17 protein-coding genes and 1 riboswitch are annotated in these 18,271 nt (G+C 58.1%); of the genes, 1 reads left to right on the top strand and 16 read right to left on the bottom strand.

Features of this window, described 5'->3' with window-relative positions; genetic code table 11:
• Window positions 1–215 precede the first annotated feature (215 nt).
• Window positions 216–2,252: an NADPH-dependent 2,4-dienoyl-CoA reductase gene (locus tag H4J77_RS12855; RefSeq protein ID WP_123888964.1), complete on the bottom strand. Its 2,037-nt coding sequence runs from the start codon at window positions 2,250–2,252 to the stop codon at window positions 216–218.
• 178 nt (window positions 2,253–2,430) lie between these two features.
• Between H4J77_RS12855 and H4J77_RS12850 the strand changes: the two genes are divergently transcribed.
• The gene (locus H4J77_RS12850; RefSeq protein ID WP_182248710.1) at window positions 2,431–3,468 is read left to right on the top strand and encodes an AraC family transcriptional regulator; all 1,038 of its coding nucleotides are present in this window, start codon (window positions 2,431–2,433) and stop codon (window positions 3,466–3,468) included.
• Between the two features lie 244 nt (window positions 3,469–3,712).
• Here the strand turns inward: H4J77_RS12850 and H4J77_RS12845 are convergent, their stop codons facing one another.
• The 15 genes from H4J77_RS12845 to H4J77_RS12775 form a co-directional block, all read right to left on the bottom strand.
• Window positions 3,713–4,447 (bottom strand): adenosylcobinamide-GDP ribazoletransferase, encoded by a 735-nt coding sequence (locus H4J77_RS12845; RefSeq protein ID WP_123888966.1) that lies wholly within the window; start codon window positions 4,445–4,447, stop codon window positions 3,713–3,715.
• Window positions 4,444–5,022 (bottom strand): histidine phosphatase family protein, encoded by a 579-nt coding sequence (locus tag H4J77_RS12840; RefSeq protein WP_182248708.1) that lies wholly within the window; start codon window positions 5,020–5,022, stop codon window positions 4,444–4,446. The genes H4J77_RS12845 and H4J77_RS12840 overlap by 4 nt, the downstream gene beginning before the upstream one ends.
• Window positions 5,019–6,074, bottom strand: coding sequence for a nicotinate-nucleotide--dimethylbenzimidazole phosphoribosyltransferase (gene cobT, locus H4J77_RS12835; RefSeq protein WP_182248706.1), 1,056 nt, complete (start codon window positions 6,072–6,074; stop codon window positions 5,019–5,021). The genes H4J77_RS12840 and cobT overlap by 4 nt, the downstream gene beginning before the upstream one ends.
• A complete protein-coding gene (gene cobU / locus H4J77_RS12830; RefSeq protein WP_182248704.1) occupies window positions 6,071–6,592 on the bottom strand; it encodes a bifunctional adenosylcobinamide kinase/adenosylcobinamide-phosphate guanylyltransferase in 522 nt (173 codons plus the stop codon). Before cobU ends, cobT begins: the two co-directional genes overlap by 4 nt.
• Window positions 6,585–8,045: a cobyric acid synthase gene (locus H4J77_RS12825; RefSeq protein ID WP_182248702.1), complete on the bottom strand. Its 1,461-nt coding sequence runs from the start codon at window positions 8,043–8,045 to the stop codon at window positions 6,585–6,587. Before H4J77_RS12825 ends, cobU begins: the two co-directional genes overlap by 8 nt.
• Window positions 8,033–9,040 carry a threonine-phosphate decarboxylase CobD gene (gene cobD, locus H4J77_RS12820; RefSeq protein WP_182248700.1) on the bottom strand — a complete coding sequence of 336 codons (1,008 nt, stop codon included), beginning with the start codon at window positions 9,038–9,040 and terminating at the stop codon, window positions 8,033–8,035. Before cobD ends, H4J77_RS12825 begins: the two co-directional genes overlap by 13 nt.
• Window positions 9,033–9,941, bottom strand: a complete 909-nt coding sequence (gene cbiB, locus H4J77_RS12815; protein ID WP_182248698.1) for an adenosylcobinamide-phosphate synthase CbiB — start codon at window positions 9,939–9,941, stop codon at window positions 9,033–9,035. The genes cobD and cbiB overlap by 8 nt, the downstream gene beginning before the upstream one ends.
• Entirely contained in the window at window positions 9,938–10,747 is an 810-nt protein-coding gene (locus H4J77_RS12810; RefSeq protein WP_235869659.1) for a cobalamin-binding protein, read from the bottom strand. Before H4J77_RS12810 ends, cbiB begins: the two co-directional genes overlap by 4 nt.
• A complete protein-coding gene (gene bluB / locus H4J77_RS12805; RefSeq protein WP_182248696.1) occupies window positions 10,744–11,397 on the bottom strand; it encodes a 5,6-dimethylbenzimidazole synthase in 654 nt (217 codons plus the stop codon). The genes H4J77_RS12810 and bluB overlap by 4 nt, the downstream gene beginning before the upstream one ends.
• Window positions 11,394–12,686: a cobyrinate a,c-diamide synthase gene (locus H4J77_RS12800; protein ID WP_182248694.1), complete on the bottom strand. Its 1,293-nt coding sequence runs from the start codon at window positions 12,684–12,686 to the stop codon at window positions 11,394–11,396. Before H4J77_RS12800 ends, bluB begins: the two co-directional genes overlap by 4 nt.
• Window positions 12,683–13,297, bottom strand: coding sequence for a cob(I)yrinic acid a,c-diamide adenosyltransferase (gene cobO, locus H4J77_RS12795; protein WP_123888975.1), 615 nt, complete (start codon window positions 13,295–13,297; stop codon window positions 12,683–12,685). Before cobO ends, H4J77_RS12800 begins: the two co-directional genes overlap by 4 nt.
• Window positions 13,294–13,869, bottom strand: a complete 576-nt coding sequence (locus H4J77_RS12790) for a hypothetical protein (RefSeq protein WP_123888976.1) — start codon at window positions 13,867–13,869, stop codon at window positions 13,294–13,296. The genes cobO and H4J77_RS12790 overlap by 4 nt, the downstream gene beginning before the upstream one ends.
• A gap of 107 nt (window positions 13,870–13,976) precedes the next feature.
• Complete coding sequence (gene btuB / locus H4J77_RS12785) at window positions 13,977–15,782, bottom strand: TonB-dependent vitamin B12 receptor (RefSeq protein WP_182248692.1); 1,806 nt, start codon at window positions 15,780–15,782, stop codon at window positions 13,977–13,979.
• Between the two features lie 116 nt (window positions 15,783–15,898).
• Window positions 15,899–16,129, bottom strand: a riboswitch (cobalamin riboswitch).
• A gap of 149 nt (window positions 16,130–16,278) precedes the next feature.
• On the bottom strand, window positions 16,279–17,109 hold the full coding sequence (locus H4J77_RS12780) for a hypothetical protein (protein ID WP_182248690.1): 831 nt from the start codon (window positions 17,107–17,109) through the stop codon (window positions 16,279–16,281).
• 4 nt (window positions 17,110–17,113) lie between these two features.
• The coding region (locus H4J77_RS12775; RefSeq protein ID WP_404940780.1) for an SPOR domain-containing protein at window positions 17,114–18,271 on the bottom strand (1,158 nt) is incomplete at its 5' end.

Below are 18,271 nucleotides of genomic sequence, written 5' to 3'. Positions count from 1 at the left end.
ATCCAACCTACCGGGTAAGGCAGCAAGTGTATGAAAAAGGTTCAAAACGGTATGTGATGCAATTGGCAAGCAGCCAAACATCCGTTGGCAGTATAGACAGGAAAGGCCGGAAAGCATGCGCTACGCTGCGTAGCGCATATATGGAGCGCTCCGCGGCGGCAAACTAACCGCCGGCGGAGCGGGAGCAACCCATCAACTCCTGACGATCACAGCGCTTAAAGCGCGGCCGCCAAACGCGAGCCCTGATCAATGGCTCGCTTCGCATCAAGCTCAGCCGCCACATCGGCGCCGCCAATCAGATGCACGGGTTTGCCCTGAGCCTCAAGGCCCGCTTGCAACTCGCGTAGCGGATCCTGACCAGCACAGATAATAATGGTATCGACCGGCAGCACCTTGGGCTCACCAGCTTCACCAATGGTGATATGCAGTCCAGCATCGTCGATCTTCAGATACTGCACCGAATTGAGCATTTGCACCTGCTTGGCCTTCAGCCCTGCGCGATGGATCCAGCCGGTGGTCTTGCCCAGCCCGTTGCCGACCTTGGTGCTCTTGCGCTGCAACAGAAACACCTCGCGCGCGGGCGCATGCGGCTGCGCATCAATACCAGCAATACCGCCGCGAGCCTGCATGGTGGGATCAATCCCCCACTCTTTCCAGAACAGATCAACATCCTGACTCGGGCTGACGCCCTGGTGCGTAACGAATTCGGAGACATCAAAACCAATACCGCCTGCGCCAATAACCGCCACCTTCTGACCCACCGGCTTGCGCTGTTGAATCGCATCCAGATAGCTGATGACCTTGGGGTTATCAATACCGGGGATATCCGGGGTGCGCGGCTTGATGCCCGTGGCCAAAATCACCTCATCAAAGCCCGCCAGATCAGCCGCAGCGACGCGGCGCCCCAGCTGCAGATCGACGCCGGTCTTATCAATCATTTTGCCGAAATAACGCAGAGTCTCGTAGAACTCTTCCTTACCGGGAATCAGCTTGGCAATATTAAACTGACCGCCGATCTGATCGGCAGAATCGAACAGGGTTACCTGGTGTCCGCGCTCGGCGGCAACGGTGGCTGCCGCCAAACCCGCAGGGCCAGCGCCAACAACAGCGATGTTCTTTACCGTCGTAGTGGGAATGTAATTCAGCTCGGTCTCATGGCAGGCACGCGGGTTGACCAGACAGCTGGTGAGCTTGCCACCAAAGGTGTGATCCAGACAGGCCTGGTTACAGCCAATACAGGTGTTTATTTCGTCCGCCAGCCCTGCAGCCGCCTTATTGACGAAATCCGGGTCAGCCAGGAAGGGCCGCGCCATGGACACCATATCGGCATCACCTTCGGCCAGCACTTGCTCGGCAATTTCTGGGGTATTGATACGGTTGGTAGTGACCAGGGGAATGCTTACCTCGCCCTTGAGCTTGGCCGTCACCTTGGTAAAGGCCGCGCGCGGCACCTTGGTCGCGATGGTGGGAATCCGTGCCTCGTGCCAGCCGATACCGGTATTGATAATGGTTGCACCTGCCTTCTCGATAGCCTTGGCCAGCATGACCACCTCATCCCAGGTGCTGCCGCCCTCAATCAGATCCAGCATCGACAGGCGATAAATGATGATGAAGTCATCACCGGTCGCCTCGCGCACCCGACGCACGATCTCGACCGGCAAACGCATGCGATTTTCGTAACTGCCACCCCAGCGATCGGTCCGCTTGTTGACGTGACTGACTAGAAACTGGTTGATGAAGTAGCCTTCCGACCCCATGACTTCAACACCGTCGTAACCGGCCTGCTTGGCCAGCGCCGCGCAATTGGCGAAATCGGCAATCTGCTTCTCGATGCCCGCTTCGTCCAATTCCTTTGGGGTAAAAGGATTGATCGGCGCCTGGACTGCGCTGGCTGAAACCTGCTTGGGACCGTAAGCATAGCGGCCTGCGTGCAGAATCTGCATGCAGATCTTGCCGCCCGCTTCATGCACAGCAGCGGTCACGACCTTATGCTGCTCGGCTTCTTCCGCAGTATTCATTTTCGCTGCGCCCTGGGCTACCGAACCTTCTTCGTTCGGACCAATACCACCAGTTACGATCAAGCCAACGCCGCCCCTGGCGCGTTCAGCAAAATACGCGGCCATGCGGTTGAAGCCGTTGGGACGCTCTTCCAGCCCGGTATGCATCGACCCCATCAGGGTACGATTGCGCAGCGTGGTAAAGCCCAGATCCAGTGGGGCCAACAAATTCGGATACAGTGTAGGTGCAGTCATCGCTTTCTCCAGCATCTCATCAGGGTCGACTCTCGAGTACCTGCCCGGAGCCTGTTATGGACAAAACAATAGGCTCAGGACTAACAGCGCTCAATCACCCAAAGTGACACATTTATAACCCTGAATTACACTGTTCTCTTTCGCGCCTTCGGGCTCTTACCCCCCTTGGGCTGCCATCATGAAACTAGGCGATATTTCGGTCAGCTATCTGCTCAGTCTGCGCGGAGCTATTACCCAACTGCAGCTCGACCCAACCCCGCTACTGGAGCGCTTTGGCATTACTGAAACGCTGTTGAGTGAACCGCACGCACGGATCAGCATCGCGCGCTTTATGCGCCTGGGTAACGCGGCCATACGCTATACGCAAAACCCGGCCATAGGCCTATTGATGGGAGCGCAAAGCCAGCTCAGTCATCAGGGTCTGGCTGGCATGACGGCACAGTGCGCACCCACGCTGGAGGACGCCTTCAACGTGATGGTCAAGTACGAACGACTTACCAGCCAAAACTACCGCGGCCATTCCAGCTTCTGCGCCCCGGCGCTGCGCTTCTATTCGATTGCGCCTTACAACATGTTCAACCTGTTCGTAGTTGACTCGGCCTTGGCATCACGCGCCCAGACCGCAAACCAGATGACAGGTGGCCAGGCAAAACTGCGTGAAGTACACATCGAATTCCCTGCTCCCACCTACGCCGCACGCTACGAGGCACTGTTTCAATGCCCGGTGCTGTTTTCGCAAACACACAATCAGTTGCTGTGGGAGCCACGCAGCCTTGCACTGCAACCGGTACAAAGTGCGCCTGGTCATTATCAGCATCTGCTGACGCTGTGTGAGCAGCGATTACATGAACTGACAAGGCAACGTGGACTACGCGAGCGCGTTGAAAGCATCGTAGCGCCGCAGCTGCATCAGCGGCTGCCAGGCATCATGGAAGTTGCACAGCAACTGGGCCTGCCATCCTGGACACTGCGTCGCCGATTGCAGCAGGAAGATCACACCCGCTTCCAGGACATCATTGACGATATTCGCCGCGAGCTAGCAGTCAGCTATATACGAGATACGGAGTTGGCACTGGGCGAGATTACCTTTTTGCTGGGTTTTTCTTCACCGGAGGCATTTCAGCGCGCGTTCAAACGCTGGACAGGATCAGCACCGGGCAGCTATCGGCGTGCACTACTTGGGGAGGGTAAAAGATCAGAAGGAGTCGAACGATAAAACCAGGTACTACAGGCAATCAAGGGAAAACGCATGAAGAGAATTACATCTCTTCAGCGTCTTCCACATCGTCTTCGCGTTGCTGCAACTGCAGCTCAATAAGCTCTTCAATATAGTCGCTCATGTGATACCTCCCTTTTCTTCTTGATGTTAATGACGTACTGCTATCGCACTATTCACGTTAGCCACGCCAGATGACAGTAAGATGAAAATGGCCAGGTAAAGTTCCGCTCCCACGCCAGCGTCAAAGCAAAAAGCTGGCCGCCGCTACCAGGACCGCACACTCGACTATTTCCAGCAGTGCTCCAGCCGTATCGCCGGTCGTCCCGCCGAGACGTTGCAGCAACAGATGACGTCCGTACAGCACCAGCCCTGCCGCTACAAATAGAGACAACGCCCCTGCTACGCCGCAAAAGAGCAGCAATACGGCATTAAGCAGCAAGACCCACTTTAGCTTCGAACGCGGCATCTCACGGGTCAGGCTCTCGCCCAGCCCACCCGCGCGCACGTAGGGTGTGGTTAATAGCAACAGGGGTAATAGACAACGGCCCAGCCAGGGAGCAATTAACAGCAAAAGCCAGGATTGCTGTTGCAGCAATAGCACCAGGGCGGTGTATTTCAGCAGCAGACAAAGCAATAGCACGATGACGCCTATCGGTCCGCAAGCCGGGTCTTTCATAATCGCCAGTGTGCGCGCTCGGTCACCATAGCCACCCACCCAGGCATCCGCAGTATCCGCCAAGCCATCAAGGTGCAGACCACCGCTCAGCCAGACCCATAAGGCAATCAAGATGGCGGCGCGCAGCACAGGGTCAACGCTACCAAGCAATAGGTTAGCCGTCAGCAATAGCGCGCCCAGCAACAAACCAACCAGCGGGTACCAGAGCAGCGACTCGGCGCTCTCCTGAGCGCTTGGATCACGGCGCAGACGCACCGGCAGGCGGGTCAAAAACTGCAACGCCAAGGCAAAGGGCATCATAAGCCAGCCTCAGTCAGCCCGCGGTGCGGATCAAACTCAAGCCCCACCAATTCGGCGTATCCAACCACAACCTGAAGCAGGTCAGCAGGCGCCAGACCACGCGCACGGGCAATCAAAAGCCGCATCACGCCGGCATGCGATACCACCAGTATCCGCTGCCCGGCGTAGGCTAAATGTAAAGTCTGAAGAGCGGTATCTATGCGCGCAGCAAAATCCCGCATTGGCTCGGCGCCCGGCGGCGTGTAGGCATAGGGATCGGCCCAAAAGCGGCCCAGTTCATCAGCCTGGTCAAGCATCAACTCGCTTGGGTGCTTACCTTCCCAATCGCCAAAGTGCAGCTCACGCAAATTGTCGTTGTACTCAATGGGCAGCCCGCGCTCATCGGCAAGGCGTTCGGCAAAGTGCGCGCAGCGATGCAGCGGCGAGCTGACAATACGCTGCCAGCCACTGGCAACAGCGGTGGTGGCTATCATTTGCTGCCAACCCGCGGCGGTGAGTTGATCATCCAGACTGCCACGCAAACCGCCGCCCTGCTCGGTCTCGCCATGACGTAAAAAGTCGAGCCGGACCATCACAAGCGGCTACCAGAGACCGCTGCCTCCTGAAAGGTCGCCATCTGGTTGTGCAGACGGCAAGCCGCTTGCAGCAGCGGCACTACCAAGGCGGCACCACTGCCCTCACCCAGGCGCATCTCCAATGACACCAAGGGCTCAGCATCCAGCGCATCAAGCAACTCCTGATGGCAGGTCTCGGCACTGCGATGACTGTAGAGCAGCCAGGGTGCGATGCCCGGATTCATGCGCACCGCGCACAGGGCAGCGGCAGTGCATATGTAGCCATCTACCAACACCGGCATGCCTTCCTGCGCGGCTGCGATGTAGGCGCCAGCTAAACCCGCAATTTCCAGTCCACCCACGCGGGTCAACGCCTCCAAGGGTGAGTCAACCATGGGTCGATGCAGTTTTAACGCTGCTTCAATGATCTGGGTTTTGTGCTGCAGACCGCTGTCCTTCATACCGGTGCCAGCACCCACCAGGCGCTTGGCTGGCTGATCAAGTAACAAACAGGCCAGGGCACAGGCACTGCTGGTGTTACCTATCCCCATGTCGCCACCGATAAACAGATCCGCGCCCTTTTCCAGCGCGCGCTGCAGTGCCTCACGGCCTGCTAGCAAGGCGTGCGCACACTGGACGCTGGTCATGGCCGGTTGATGAAGGAAATTCTCCGTGCCGGCAGCAATCCTCAACTGACGCACGCCAGGCAATGGCACACTCTCTTGTACCAGCCCCAACTCGAGCAGTTCGAGTTCAGCGCCCAGGTGACGCGCCAACACGCTGATGGCAGCGCCGCCCTGCGCAAAATTGGCCAGCATCTGGCCGGTTACTTCCTGCGGAAAAGCCGAAATTCCCTCCTGCGCGATACCGTGATCAGCTGCAAAAATGGATATCCAGATACGCTCTACCGAAGGATCGCTGCGACCTTGCAAACCCGCCAGGGTAACTGCCAACTGCTCAAGACGACCGAGCGAACCCTGCGGCTTGGTTAACTGCAGCTGCCGCGCCAGCGCCTGTGCTCGCCTACCCGCGTCCGGAACGCGTGCTGCTGCCTGCCACCAAGTGCCATTCACAGCTTTTCTCCCTTTAAGGTCTGCGGTAAACCCGCAATGCAGAATACTACCCGGTCGCAGTGCTCTGCCAGCTGCTGGTGCAGCCAGCCAGACTCATCGACAAAACGGCGGCTAAGCTCGCCCATGGGAACGACACCCAAGCCTGTTTCATTGCTCACCATAATGATCCTGCCCGGTAACTCGGGCAGGCAATCAAACAACGCCTGGCGCTCACGTGTCCAATCATGCTCGTCCGGGCTGAGCAGCAGGTTACTCACCCAGAGAGTGAGGCAGTCGACCAGCAAACAGCGATCTGTTGCGGCGTGCTCGCGCAGCACCTGCGCCAGGGAAGTCGGCTCCTCAACCAGAGTCCAGTCAGCCGGACGCTGGGCACGATGCTGTACCACCCGATCGCGCATCTCCTGATCGCGTGGCTGGCAGGTCGCAATATAGGTCACAGGCAGGCCGCACTCAGCCGCCAGCCGCTCGGCTAACCGGCTTTTGCCCGAACGGGCACCACCCAAAATCAATTCATGCATCGTTTATACCGCATAGCAGGCGCAGTTGCGCCGTATCAAGATGCGCCTCGACCAGGTCGGCCAGACGCTCCAGGTCTCGTTCCCGCAGGGCTGCGTAATCCATGCCTTCGGCGCGGGCAAGCCCGGCCCAACGCAGCACGGCTTGTTGCGTGGCCGACTGCTCAAAAAAACCATGCAGGTAGGTGCCCGCCACCTGCCCGTCCTCGCTCAGCGCGCCATCCATGCCGCCGCCGTGCAGATATACCAGCGGTTGCGCCAGTGCCCGACCCTGGCTGATTCCGGCATGAATCTCATATCCACTGACGCTGGCCTGCTCAAGCGCCAACACACCGGTAACATTGGTCAACTGCTTGGCTGCGCGCAGCTCGGTTTGCATATCCAGCAGGCCTAACCCGGCAACGCTGCCAGCGGGCCCTTCAAGCCCCAAGGGATCGGCCAGCACCTTGCCCAGCATCTGAAAGCCACCACAGATCCCCAGCACCTTACCGCCATAACGCAAATGACGCGCCAAGGCCTTGTCCCAGCCGTGCTTGCGTAAAAAGTCGAGGTCAGCGGCAACACTCTTTGAACCCGGCAGAATAATCAGATCGGCCGCAGGTATGGGCTGACCGGGGCCGACAAACGCCAGCTCGACCTGCGGATGCAATCGCAGGGGATCAAAATCGGTATGGTTGCTGATACGCGGTACTACCGGCACCACCACCTTCAGGCATTCGGCCTGCTTGGCCACCTGGCGAGTATCAACGGCATCTTCTGCCTCTAGATGCAGGTCGTGCAGGTAGGGCAATACACCCAGCACCGGCTTACCGGTGCGCTCTTCCAGCCAGCGTAAACCTGGCTCCAACAAGGCAATATCGCCACGAAAACGGTTGATGACAAACCCTTTAACCCGCGCCTGCTCACTCGGCGAGAGCAACTCAAGCGTTCCTACAAGATGTGCAAATACGCCGCCCTTGTCGATATCGGCGATGATAATAACCGGACAATCGACCGCTTCGGCGAAGCCCATATTGGCAATATCGCCCTCACGCAGATTGATCTCCGCCGGTGAACCAGCGCCCTCGACCATGACTACAGGATAACGCTCGCTCAAGCGTTGATAGGCTGCCAAAGCGGCCTGCATGGCGACCGGTTTGTAGGCGTGATAAGCGACCGCATCCATATTACCGATCGGCTGCCCCTGAATGATTACCTGCGCGCCCACATCGCTGTTGGGCTTGAGCAGGATCGGGTTCATATCGGTATGGGCACTGATACGCGCGGCATGCGCCTGGACAGCCTGGGCTCGACCGATCTCGCCACCGTCTGCAGTTACCGCCGCATTCAGTGCCATGTTTTGCGGCTTGAACGGCGCGACAGCCACGCCCTGGCGTACCAGCCAGCGACAGAGTGCACTGACCAGCGTGCTTTTGCCCGCATCCGAGGTAGTGCCCTGCACCATCAAACTGCCCATGCCAACTCCTTCATGCTGTCTCGTAAGGCACTTTCCAGACGCTGCCACTGCGCTTCCGAGCGCGGCAAACCAAATCTCAGCCCGCCCAGCTCGTTAAACACGCGCACCAGTACACCGCGACTGGCCAAGTCCTTGTAAAGTTGCTGCGCCGGCTGCTGTCCCAAGAGACGCCATTGAAACAAGCCGCAGCCGGCACCCGACGCTAACCCGACCGCGTCCAGCAAACGTCGCAGACGCTGGCTATCCATATGCAAACGACTGCGCCACAACTGTTGAGTCAGCCGGTCTGCCAGCACGGACCGGCCTACCGCACGCGCAGGTCCACTCACCGCCCACGGACCGAGCCGCTCTTCAAGTACTGCCAACAATTGTTCCTCTGCCAGTACAAAGCCCAGACGCAGGCCTGCCAGACCGAAAAATTTGCCGAGCGAGCGCAATACGATCAAACCGGGAGCATGACTATGCGCCGATAGGCTGTATTCCGGCGTCGGGTCCATAAAGGCCTCATCAACCACTAACCATCCACCCCGGCTGACCAGACGCTGGTGCCAATTCAGCAGCAGTTCGCTATTCAGCAATTGTCCGGTTGGGTTGTTGGGGTTGACCACCACCAGCACATCCAGTTGATCAAGACAGGCTGGCAGCAGCTCCGTGGTCACGCTGACCAGCTGGTGACCAGCGCGCTCCCAGGCCAGACGATGCTCGGCGTAGGTCGGTTCCAGAATCCCCACGCGGCAAGGTTTGCGCAGTGTCGGCAGCGCCTGAATGGCCGCCTGCGAACCTGCTACTGGCAACGCGTGAGGTGCGCCATAATAGTCTTGCGCCTGCTGACTGAGTCCGTCCCCGGTTTCAGGCAGGCGGCTCCAGACTGACTGTGGCAACGCGGGTACGGGCCAGTGATAGGGCGCGAGCCCGGTAGACAAGTCGAGCCATTGCTCAAGCGGCACGCCGAACTCGCTGGCTGCATGTTGCAAGCGTCCGCCGTGTTCAAGCATGACTTGCCCCCCATAACAGCACTAGCAGCAGCGACCAGAGCACCAGACTGCGGCGAACCAACTGCAAAGCGCGCAGGATGTCCTCTGCCCTGGGCGCATCATCTATGCCCAGCGGCGGGCGTTCAGTCAGTTTGCCGTGATAAACCGCCGCACCGCCCAGTTGCAACTCCAGCGCACCGGCTCCAGCGGCCATCACCGGACCGGCATTGGGGCTATCCCATGCGGCAGCCTGGGCTTGCCAACAATGCAGACCGCGGCTCAGATTGCCACAGAGGCTATAGCTCAGAGCAACCAAACGAGCCGGCAGGTAATTCAGCACGTCATCCATTCTGGCGGCCACGCGGCCAAATAACAGAAAGCGCGGTGTGCGGTAGCCCCACATAGCATCGAGGGTATTGCTCAAGCGGTACAAGACCACTCCGGGAGCGCCCAGCAGCAAAAACCAGAATAACGCGGCAAAGACCGCATCACTGCCATTCTCCAACACCGACTCTACTGTCGCTTTGGCTATGCCCTGCTCGTCCAGCTGGCTGGTATCCCGGCTCACAATGCGCCCCACCAGCTCACGTGCCAGGGGCAAGTTGCCTTGCTGCAGTGCCGCCGCTATCGGCTTGGCATGGGCGACCAGGCTTTGTCCGCCCAGGCACAGATAAAGACATAGCACCGAGAACGCCCAGCCAAACCAGGGCAGTTGCACCAAGCCATAGACCACAAGCGTTAACGGAAGCACAGCCAAACACCAGGCCAGGGCCCCTTTGGCGATGCTGTGCGGTTGATTGAGACGCTGCTCCAGAAACTGTACCCAGCGACCAAAGCCAACCAGCGGATGCCAGCGGACCGGCTCTCCCAGCAAGCGATCCAGCAAGACGCCCAGTATGGCCGCGGCCAGCAAGGCGCTCACGCAGCGTGCCAGTTGCGAATAATGCGCGAAAGGTGCTGCAAACCATCGGTCAGTGCGCCTATACCGGGTTGTAAAATGTCGGCAGACTTGACCTCATGCAACTGCCCGGATTGGACCGCGGGGATACTCTGCCAGCCCGCACGCTCCTGCACCTGCTCCGGCCGAAACCGTTTGCCGCACCAGGAACCGATGATGATATCCGGCGCGCGCCTTACCACCTCCTGCGGATCGCTGATAATTCGTTCTTTGGCACTGGGCTTGCTCGCCAGCTCGGCGAAACAGTCTTCGCCTCCGGCGAGCTCAATCAACTCGCTCACCCAGCCTATGCCGGATATTAGCGGATCATTCCACTCTTCAAAGTAGACGCGGGGACGACGCCCTTCGCGGCAACCCGCATTGCGTGCCTGCAACAACCCCTCCTCCAGCTCCGCGATCAGCTGGGCCGTGCGCTCGTGCGCGCCCACCAGGGCACCCAAGGTCGAGATCATGCGCAAAATACCGGCAATACTGCGTTGATTGAACAGATGCACCTCCAAGCCCTCACGCGCCAGGTCGGCAAGAATACCGGCCTGCAGGTCGCAGTAACCGAGCACCAGATCAGGCTCAAGCGCCAGAATCTCTTCGCTTTTCGCCGAGGTAAAAGCCGCCACCTTGGGCTTCTCCTTCCGCGCTTGCGGCGGTCTTACGGTAAAACCGGAAATGCCGACAATCCGCTGCTGCTCACCCAGGTGATACAGCACTTCGCAGGTTTCCGTAGACAGACAAACGATGCGCTGCGGGCCACCCAGGGCTATGCATTCACTCATTCGGTCGCTCCCCATTGATCGCAAAACAGCAACTCCGATAACGGCCGGGCATCGGCCCACTCTTCTTGCACCAGCATCGGCTGAGCGTAGAACTCGGCAACCGGGCCCAAACAAAGTATCGCCACCGGCTTGGCACCCGGCGGCATCTGCAGCAAGTCAGCCAACGCTTTCGGCTCAAATAACGAGACCCAGCCCATGCCCAGGCCCTCTGCGCGCGCTGCCAGCCACAGGTTCTGAATAGCGCAGGAAAGTGAGGCCAGGTCCATCTCCGGCAAGGTACGGCGGCCAAATACGTGCGCCTCGCGCCCCTCGGGCAGCGCCGCGACCAGTACCTCGGCGCAGTCGAGCACGCCCTGTACTTTCAGTTGCATGAACTCCTCCGAGCGCACGCCCAAAGCCTCGGCGGTCGCCAGTCGCTCGGTCTCTACCAGTTGATGTATCTGCTCACGCAGCGCCTGCTGACGCACCCGAACAAACCGCCAAGGCTGCATCAGGCCAACGCTGGGCGCGTGGTGCGCCGCCTGCAGCAACCGTTGCAATAACGCATCAGGCACCACTCCGCCGATAAAGTGACGCATATCTCGGCGCTCACGAATCGCCCGATAAACCGCGTCGCGTTCGGCGGAGGAATAGGCGTGATCGTCACTCACGGACGAAACAGGGCCGCAGCAGCCTGCGGATTACCCGGCAGATAAAAATGCACATAGGACGCGGTCAGGCGCTCAATGCGATAAACCGCCTCAGCCGTGCGCCGATAGTTGGGGCACTCGCCGCGCACCAGCGGCTGCATCTCAGTGGTTAACTGTGAATGGTGAAAGGTGTGGCCATGCAGCTTGCCTTCCGGCAGCTCCACCGCCTGTAAAGCAAGTGCAGCCAAGCGCTTCTGCATCACCGCATCACCGCTAAGCAGGCCCGCCATGGCAAACCGCTCGCCCTGCAGGTCCGTCAGACTATCGAGCAGATACAGCATGCCACCGCACTCTGCCACTAACGGCTTACCCTGCAGATGATGTTCGGCGATCTCCGCCTGCATCGCTTTGTTGCCGGCCAGCTGCGCGGCGTGTAACTCGGGGTAGCCGCCCGGTAGGTATAGGCTATCGACCGCGGGCAGATGCGTATCATGCATTGGCGAGAAGAACACCAGCTCGGCGCCCAATGCGCGCAGCAGTTGAAGATTCGCCTGGTAGACAAAGGCAAAAGCACTGTCACGTGCCACGCCAATACGGACACCTGCCAGCAGCGGCTCCAAAGACTGCACCTGCGGCGCGACAAATCTAACCGGCGCTGGCAAGGCATCATCTACGCTATCCGCCAACGCTGCGGCTGCCTCATTCAGCCGGGCATCAAGATCGGCCAATTCATCGGCCTGCACCAGCCCCAGGTGGCGGCTGGGCAAGGCAATGTCGGGCGAACGCGGCAAACCACCAAACCAGCGGATGTCCGCTGGCAGGCTGTCACGCAAGATCTCGGCATGCCGGGCACTGCCCAGTTTGTTGGCCAGAATGCCGGCAAACGCCAGATCCGGTTGGAAATGGGCCAAGCCAAAGGCCATGGCGGCGAAGGTTTGGGCCATACCCGAGCCATCAATTACGCCCAGCACGGGGACGCCAAACTGACGCGCCAAATCAGCAGCGGACGGTGTACCGTCAAATAGCCCCATGACACCTTCAATCAAAATCAGGTCAGCCTCACCCGCCGCTTCCCAGAGCAGGCGCTGCGATTGTTCCAGCCCTACCATCCATAAATCCAGTTGGTGCACCGGGGCGCCGCTGGCCACTTCAAGAATCATCGGATCAAGGAAGTCCGGGCCACACTTGAACACCCGCACCTTGCGGCCAAGCTGGCGATGTCTGCGCGCCAGCGCCGCGGTGACGGTGGTTTTGCCCTGCCCCGAGGCAGGTGCGGCGATCAATACCGCCGGGCACTGTCTTGTAGTCAAAACTCAACTCCCTTCTGCGCTTTGATACCGGCCTTGAAAGCATGTTTAACCACGCCCATATCCGTCACGGTATCGGCTGCCTCAACCAGTGCTGGCGGCGCCCCTCGACCGGTAACCACCACATGCTGATGAGCAGGCCTTGCCTGAATATCGGCGATCACCTGATCCAGCTGCAAATAGCCGTATTTGAGAGCGATATTCAGTTCGTCGAGCAGCACCAGTGACACCTCGGGATCGCGCATCAATTCGACGGCGACGGCCCAGGCCGCCTCGGCCTTGACGATGTCATCCTGGCGATCCTGCGTCTCCCAGGTAAAGCCCGCGCCCATCACGTGATAGCGTACTTCGTCCGGAAAGCGCCGAAAGAAATTCTCTTCGCCGGTGCTCTTGGCACCCTTGATAAACTGCACAATACCGACACGCATCCCATGGCCCAGCGCTCGTGCAGCCATACCAAAGCCTGAGCTGCTTTTGCCCTTGCCGTTGCCGGTATTCACCAGGAGTACACCGCGCTCTTGCTGGGCGGTGGCGATCTTTTCATCCACCACCGCCTTCTTGCGCTGCATGCGCTGGCGATGGCGCTCATCACGCCCCTGATCCTGCTCACTCATGCCTGATGGCTCTTGTTGGACATGAGCAACTGCGCACTGCGCGCGCCCACGTACAGCACGACAGCAATACCGACGTAGAGCGCTAACGAGCTCAGGTACTGCGGGTAGTAGTGACCGATACGCTCAACCATGCCAGCGACGGTAGGCGCCTCGTAACGTCCAGAGAAAAAATAGAACCCACCACTGGAAAGCACGTTGCAAACCAGAGCACTCAGTGCCATCACCGGTACCAGAACCGCCAGTGAGCCAGCTTGATCGCGATGCCAGCCAGCGTACAGGCGGCCACCAAACCACAAGGCAGCATAGGCCGGAACCAGCATCCAGTAAGCCACGGTCATGCAGTGATGTCCGGCGTTGATCCAGCCGACCGAGAGCACATCAATGATGGTCGCTTCAGCAAACAACAACGGAAACACCCATTTAGGTCGCAGCAACACACCCGCGAGAAAAAAGACCGCCCATGATGCACTCGGCAGATTGTGTAGCGGGAAGTGACTACCCCGCGTCATGGCCATCAGTGCCATCAGCGCGATACCGATATAAAGCTGGGTCGTTCTCGACAGGTTCAGCATATTCATTCTCCTCGTTAAAACAGCAAAACGTCTGCGGCCGTTTCGACCACAGACGTCCCATGCTGCCGACTCCCCTTGAGACGGCATGCGAAATCGAACCGTCGAACCTACATCGCCTGATAACGCAGGGTCAGATACCCCGCGCGGCCTGGCTGCTGGTAGGTTGCGGCAGTTTCATAATCGGTATCAAACAGGTTGGTGACCTGTGCCTGCACTCGCCATGCATGGCTCAGCCAATATTCAGCCCGCAGGTCAACGGTGTTGTAACCCGGTAAATCTTCGGTATTGGACGTATTCTCCCAGCGCCGCCCTTCTGCATGCACAGTGGCACCCAGACCGATGCGACCAAAGCGACGATCCACATCCAGGTTGAATATCTGCTCAGGCGTACGCCTGATCAGGTCACCATCGGTGGTTTTGTGCGAGCGATTTTTTGGGTCCTGCAACGTCAGGTTGGCTTGCCAGTTCCAGCCCAATTGTTGGGTAAGCACCTCGAACTCAAGGCCTTTGATCTCTGCCTTATCAACGTTTTCGGCCAGCGAGACGCCGCCAACAGTCACGGTCGAGATCATGTCATCGATATCGTTCTTGAATGCATTGGCCGACCAACTGCCCCAGCTATGCTGGCCGCGCAGTCCAACCTCAAGGTTTTTCGCGGTTTCAGCCTGAATATCGGGGTTACCGAAGCTGGGGTAATACAGCTGGTTAAAGGTGGGAGCGTTGAAAGCCGTGCCGTAACTGGCAGCAAAGCTGACACTGTCGGTCAACGCAAAGCCATAACCCAGGCTTCCTGTGGTGTGCTCGCCATAGGCTTCGTTATCGTCGTGGCGCAAGCTGACCTGCCAGTCATGCCGGCCGGCCTGTCCCAGGTACTGTGCAAACAGACCGTGGTTATAGCGGCCCTTTTCCGGATAGCTGACACTGCTGCTGATTTCGTCTTCAAGCCAGTCATAGCCAAGTGTCAGCAACTGGTTATCGGCCAGATGCAAATCATTCTGCCAACTGAAGCTATCGCGCTGAGTGTCATAACGTGAGTTGAACGTACTGCCTTTAAAATTATCGTTCTGCTCCTCGCTGCGACCGGCCTGCAGTGTCACATCCCAGAAGCTCGCCAGCGCAAAGCGCGCACGAGCGCCATACACCCTGAGCACATCATCAGCATTGGCATCAGTACCAGAGTCATAGTCGTTATGCGACTCAACCTGCAGCAAGTGAGCGTCGATCAGCAGACCGTTAGCAAAGCGATAGCCACCCGAGAGACTACCTGACAACTCACGATAACCGTCATGGTCCCGCTCCCTGGAGGGGCGAGCATCGATACCTTCGGTTTTCAGGCTACTGATGCCCAGGTTGTACCATGCATCATCAGTACCGCCGGAAACACCCGCCGTTCCGCCAAGATGCTGGGCACTGCCCACTGTCGTAGAGAAATAGGGGGTGATACCGCCATCCTCGCCCTTGCGGGTAAAGACCTGAATAACACCGCCAATGGCGTCTGCGCCATACAGGCTGGAGCGAGGGCCACGAACTACCTCAATACGCTCAATTTGCTCTACCGGCAGATTCTGCAGCGCCGCAACACCCGAGGTAGCAGAGCCCATACGAACGCCATCGATCAACACCAGCACGTGCGATTTGCTGGTGCCACGAATACTGAGGGTCATAGCCTTGCCCGGCCCACCGTTGTTGGTAATGCTGATACCCGGGACGCGGCGCAATACCTGATCCACGCTGGTCGCCTGCAAGCGCTCAATGTCGGCGCGATCAAACACGCTGGTCGCCGCAATGCTATTGGATTGACTGGTGCGCGTTGCGGTCACAACCTGGTCATTCAGGCTGAGCGTATCGGCAAGGGAAAGAGAAGACAGGCCGCACAGGGCCAGTGCCAAAGGGGCACGTAAAAAGGTTTTCATACTGCGTAATTGCTCCGTCGTACCCACCCGCACGACACTGACTGAGAATAACAGTGACGGAGGCAGGGGAACGGCAACAAGCATAGAGGGGCCGCGCACCTACAGCGCCCACCGCACTGTTGTGAATCGCGACAGGCCGGTCTCCGGGCTTACGAGCGGATCAATAGATCCTGCGGCCTGAACCTTCCCATGCATGAACAGCACAGTGGTGTCATCAGGCGCATCGCCATGAGGCGAACATCGCTTACCGTTGCGGGGGCAGCGCCGGAATTGTCTGCTGGGCAGACGCACCGGCTTCCCAGTTTCACCCTCTGCGAAAAGAGGGAACCTGAAGCAGGCGTGAAGAGTAGAGACTTTGCTGATAAGCGTCAACCGCCGTGGTTGACCGCTCTAAATGCGGCACTGGCGTAACGCGCGCACCACTTTCGAGGGCTCGACAGTGTGCACTACCCACTAAAGCCAAACGCAGGCTCAGCCTGGCTTGGCCATAGCAAGATTATTTGATATCGACGTTTAGGGACGGCGCGCCAAACGCGACCAGCTCGGCGTTCGACCCGTTAAAGTAGCCATGCCAAAAGGCCTCAAGCAGCTCAATCGTTCGACCTGAACGGTAAGCCTGGTTTACATCCTTGGTAATCAGGCCAGCACCGGCAACATAGACTCGCGCGCCATCCAAATCAGCAAAGAGTTGGACACTCGCCACTTTATCCAGCTCCGCTTGAGGATTGAGATCACGGATACGACGGTTGGCATAGAAGGACCCGAAGTCGCTATTTTCGAGCATGTCAGACATAAGTAAAATCACTCGCTCGCGGGCGGGTGAGGATTTCAAATCTGAACCAATATCACGCAGCGAGTGGAATATCTCACTGCGCGGTATATCTTCTGAAGCAGCCCTCAGAACTGCCACAAACTCACGCCCGAAACGCTTTTGGAAAAAGGCTCTCTGTTCGCTAACGCAAGCATCGAAGGCTCTCAACGACTGCATGCCAACGTCATCTCGTACCGCCTCAGGAAGCGGCGAGTTCAGCTCACCGGAGAACTGAAGCTGCATAAACTGGGAGGGCAAAAAAGCCGAAAAACTGTAGAGTTTGACTTCATCGCCTGACGCCACGAATCGATCAATTTGCCCCCACGCGGCCCGCTGAATACTTTCTGGCATCAAGACTGTTTGATCAACAATAACCGTTAGTTGCCGGCCACTACCCGGCTGACGAAACTCCTCTACGTTAGCGTGTTGGTAACAGTCCGGAATGTCATTACGCTCAGACCCATTGGCATAACATGAAAATCCAAGCAAGCAGGCAGTAATCAGCTTGAAATTCATCGATTTATGCCTCATCAAAGTCTTTCAGCAACTGTTGATCCGCACGCAAGCTAGCCACGGCAGCAAAGTCATAGCCTTTGGCAGTGCATACAGTGCGCAGTTGCTCGTCGCTGAATGCAGTCAAATCCTTATTGCGCAGGCCCGCCAATGCGTCCTCAGCAGGGGATGCCTCCAGTGTCTGCTGCACTGGCGCCGCAGTGGGGGCAGACTGCTCTACAGCAAGCGGTTTCGGTGCCGCCGGTTCGGCCAAGGGGCTAGCCTCAACCGCTGACGCAAACGAACTAGGGCTTGGCTGCGTCTGATGGGTACTGGCTTCAGCTCTCATACGCACTACATAGGCGTTAAAGTCACGTGATTGCGCACCACTAATGGCGGTCTGCACCGCACTATTAGTAGTCGTTCGCTTAGCCAACTTCATCTGTAGCATGCGCAGTTTATGATCTGCATGCGCCGCAATTTTTGTACGTTGCGTCTCCATCCAGCGTTCAAGTTCAGCCGCATTATTAAATTTATGCGTGTAGAACCAGGCCTTCTTGGACTCCACACCAGCAAAACCGAATATCGAGGCAAGCCATACGCTAACCGCCTGAATAGCCACATAGATAACCGACAGCACGATAAAGGTAATCAAGGAAGCACTGCGAATGGCGTCCATCTTATCGGTCAGCGCGCTGTCTTCCGACACTTCGTTTACCGAAGCCGACTCAGCGGGAAGGTCAAAGGGACTGGCGCTTTGCTCATAGCTCTGTTGAGCAAATACATCCGGGCTGGAGACCATTTCTGTCTCGATACTTTTAAGCTGATAGGCACGGATACCAAAGGCAGCACAAGCCATAATCAGCACTACCAAAACGCAACCTACTATCCAGCCGTGGCGGGGTGTCACCGTCTGATTAGTGACAATACGCGCGAGGATACGGTTATAGTCCTTGGCCTGCTCATCTTTCTCGGTTTCTTTGATACGAACGCCGGGCTGAACCTGCTTCAGCGGATTGACCTTGCTCGGGTCTGCGTCACCCTCCCACCAATGCCTAGGGAAGGTCTGAAAAAGACTTCCTGAAAAGGTAAAATGCGTCAGCGCCATTTTCGAGACCACCGCATGAAACAGATGAGCTTTGCAGACGCCGAATACGCTGGTAAACGTAAGCAGACCCGCCGTGAG

The sequence above is a fragment of the Pseudomonas sp. 5Ae-yellow genome (assembly GCF_014077575.1).
GTDB lineage: Bacteria > Pseudomonadota > Gammaproteobacteria > Pseudomonadales > Pseudomonadaceae > Halopseudomonas > Halopseudomonas neustonica.
The sequence above is the reverse complement of the archived record's forward strand: the minus strand, read 5'-3'. Positions and strand labels throughout refer to the sequence as shown.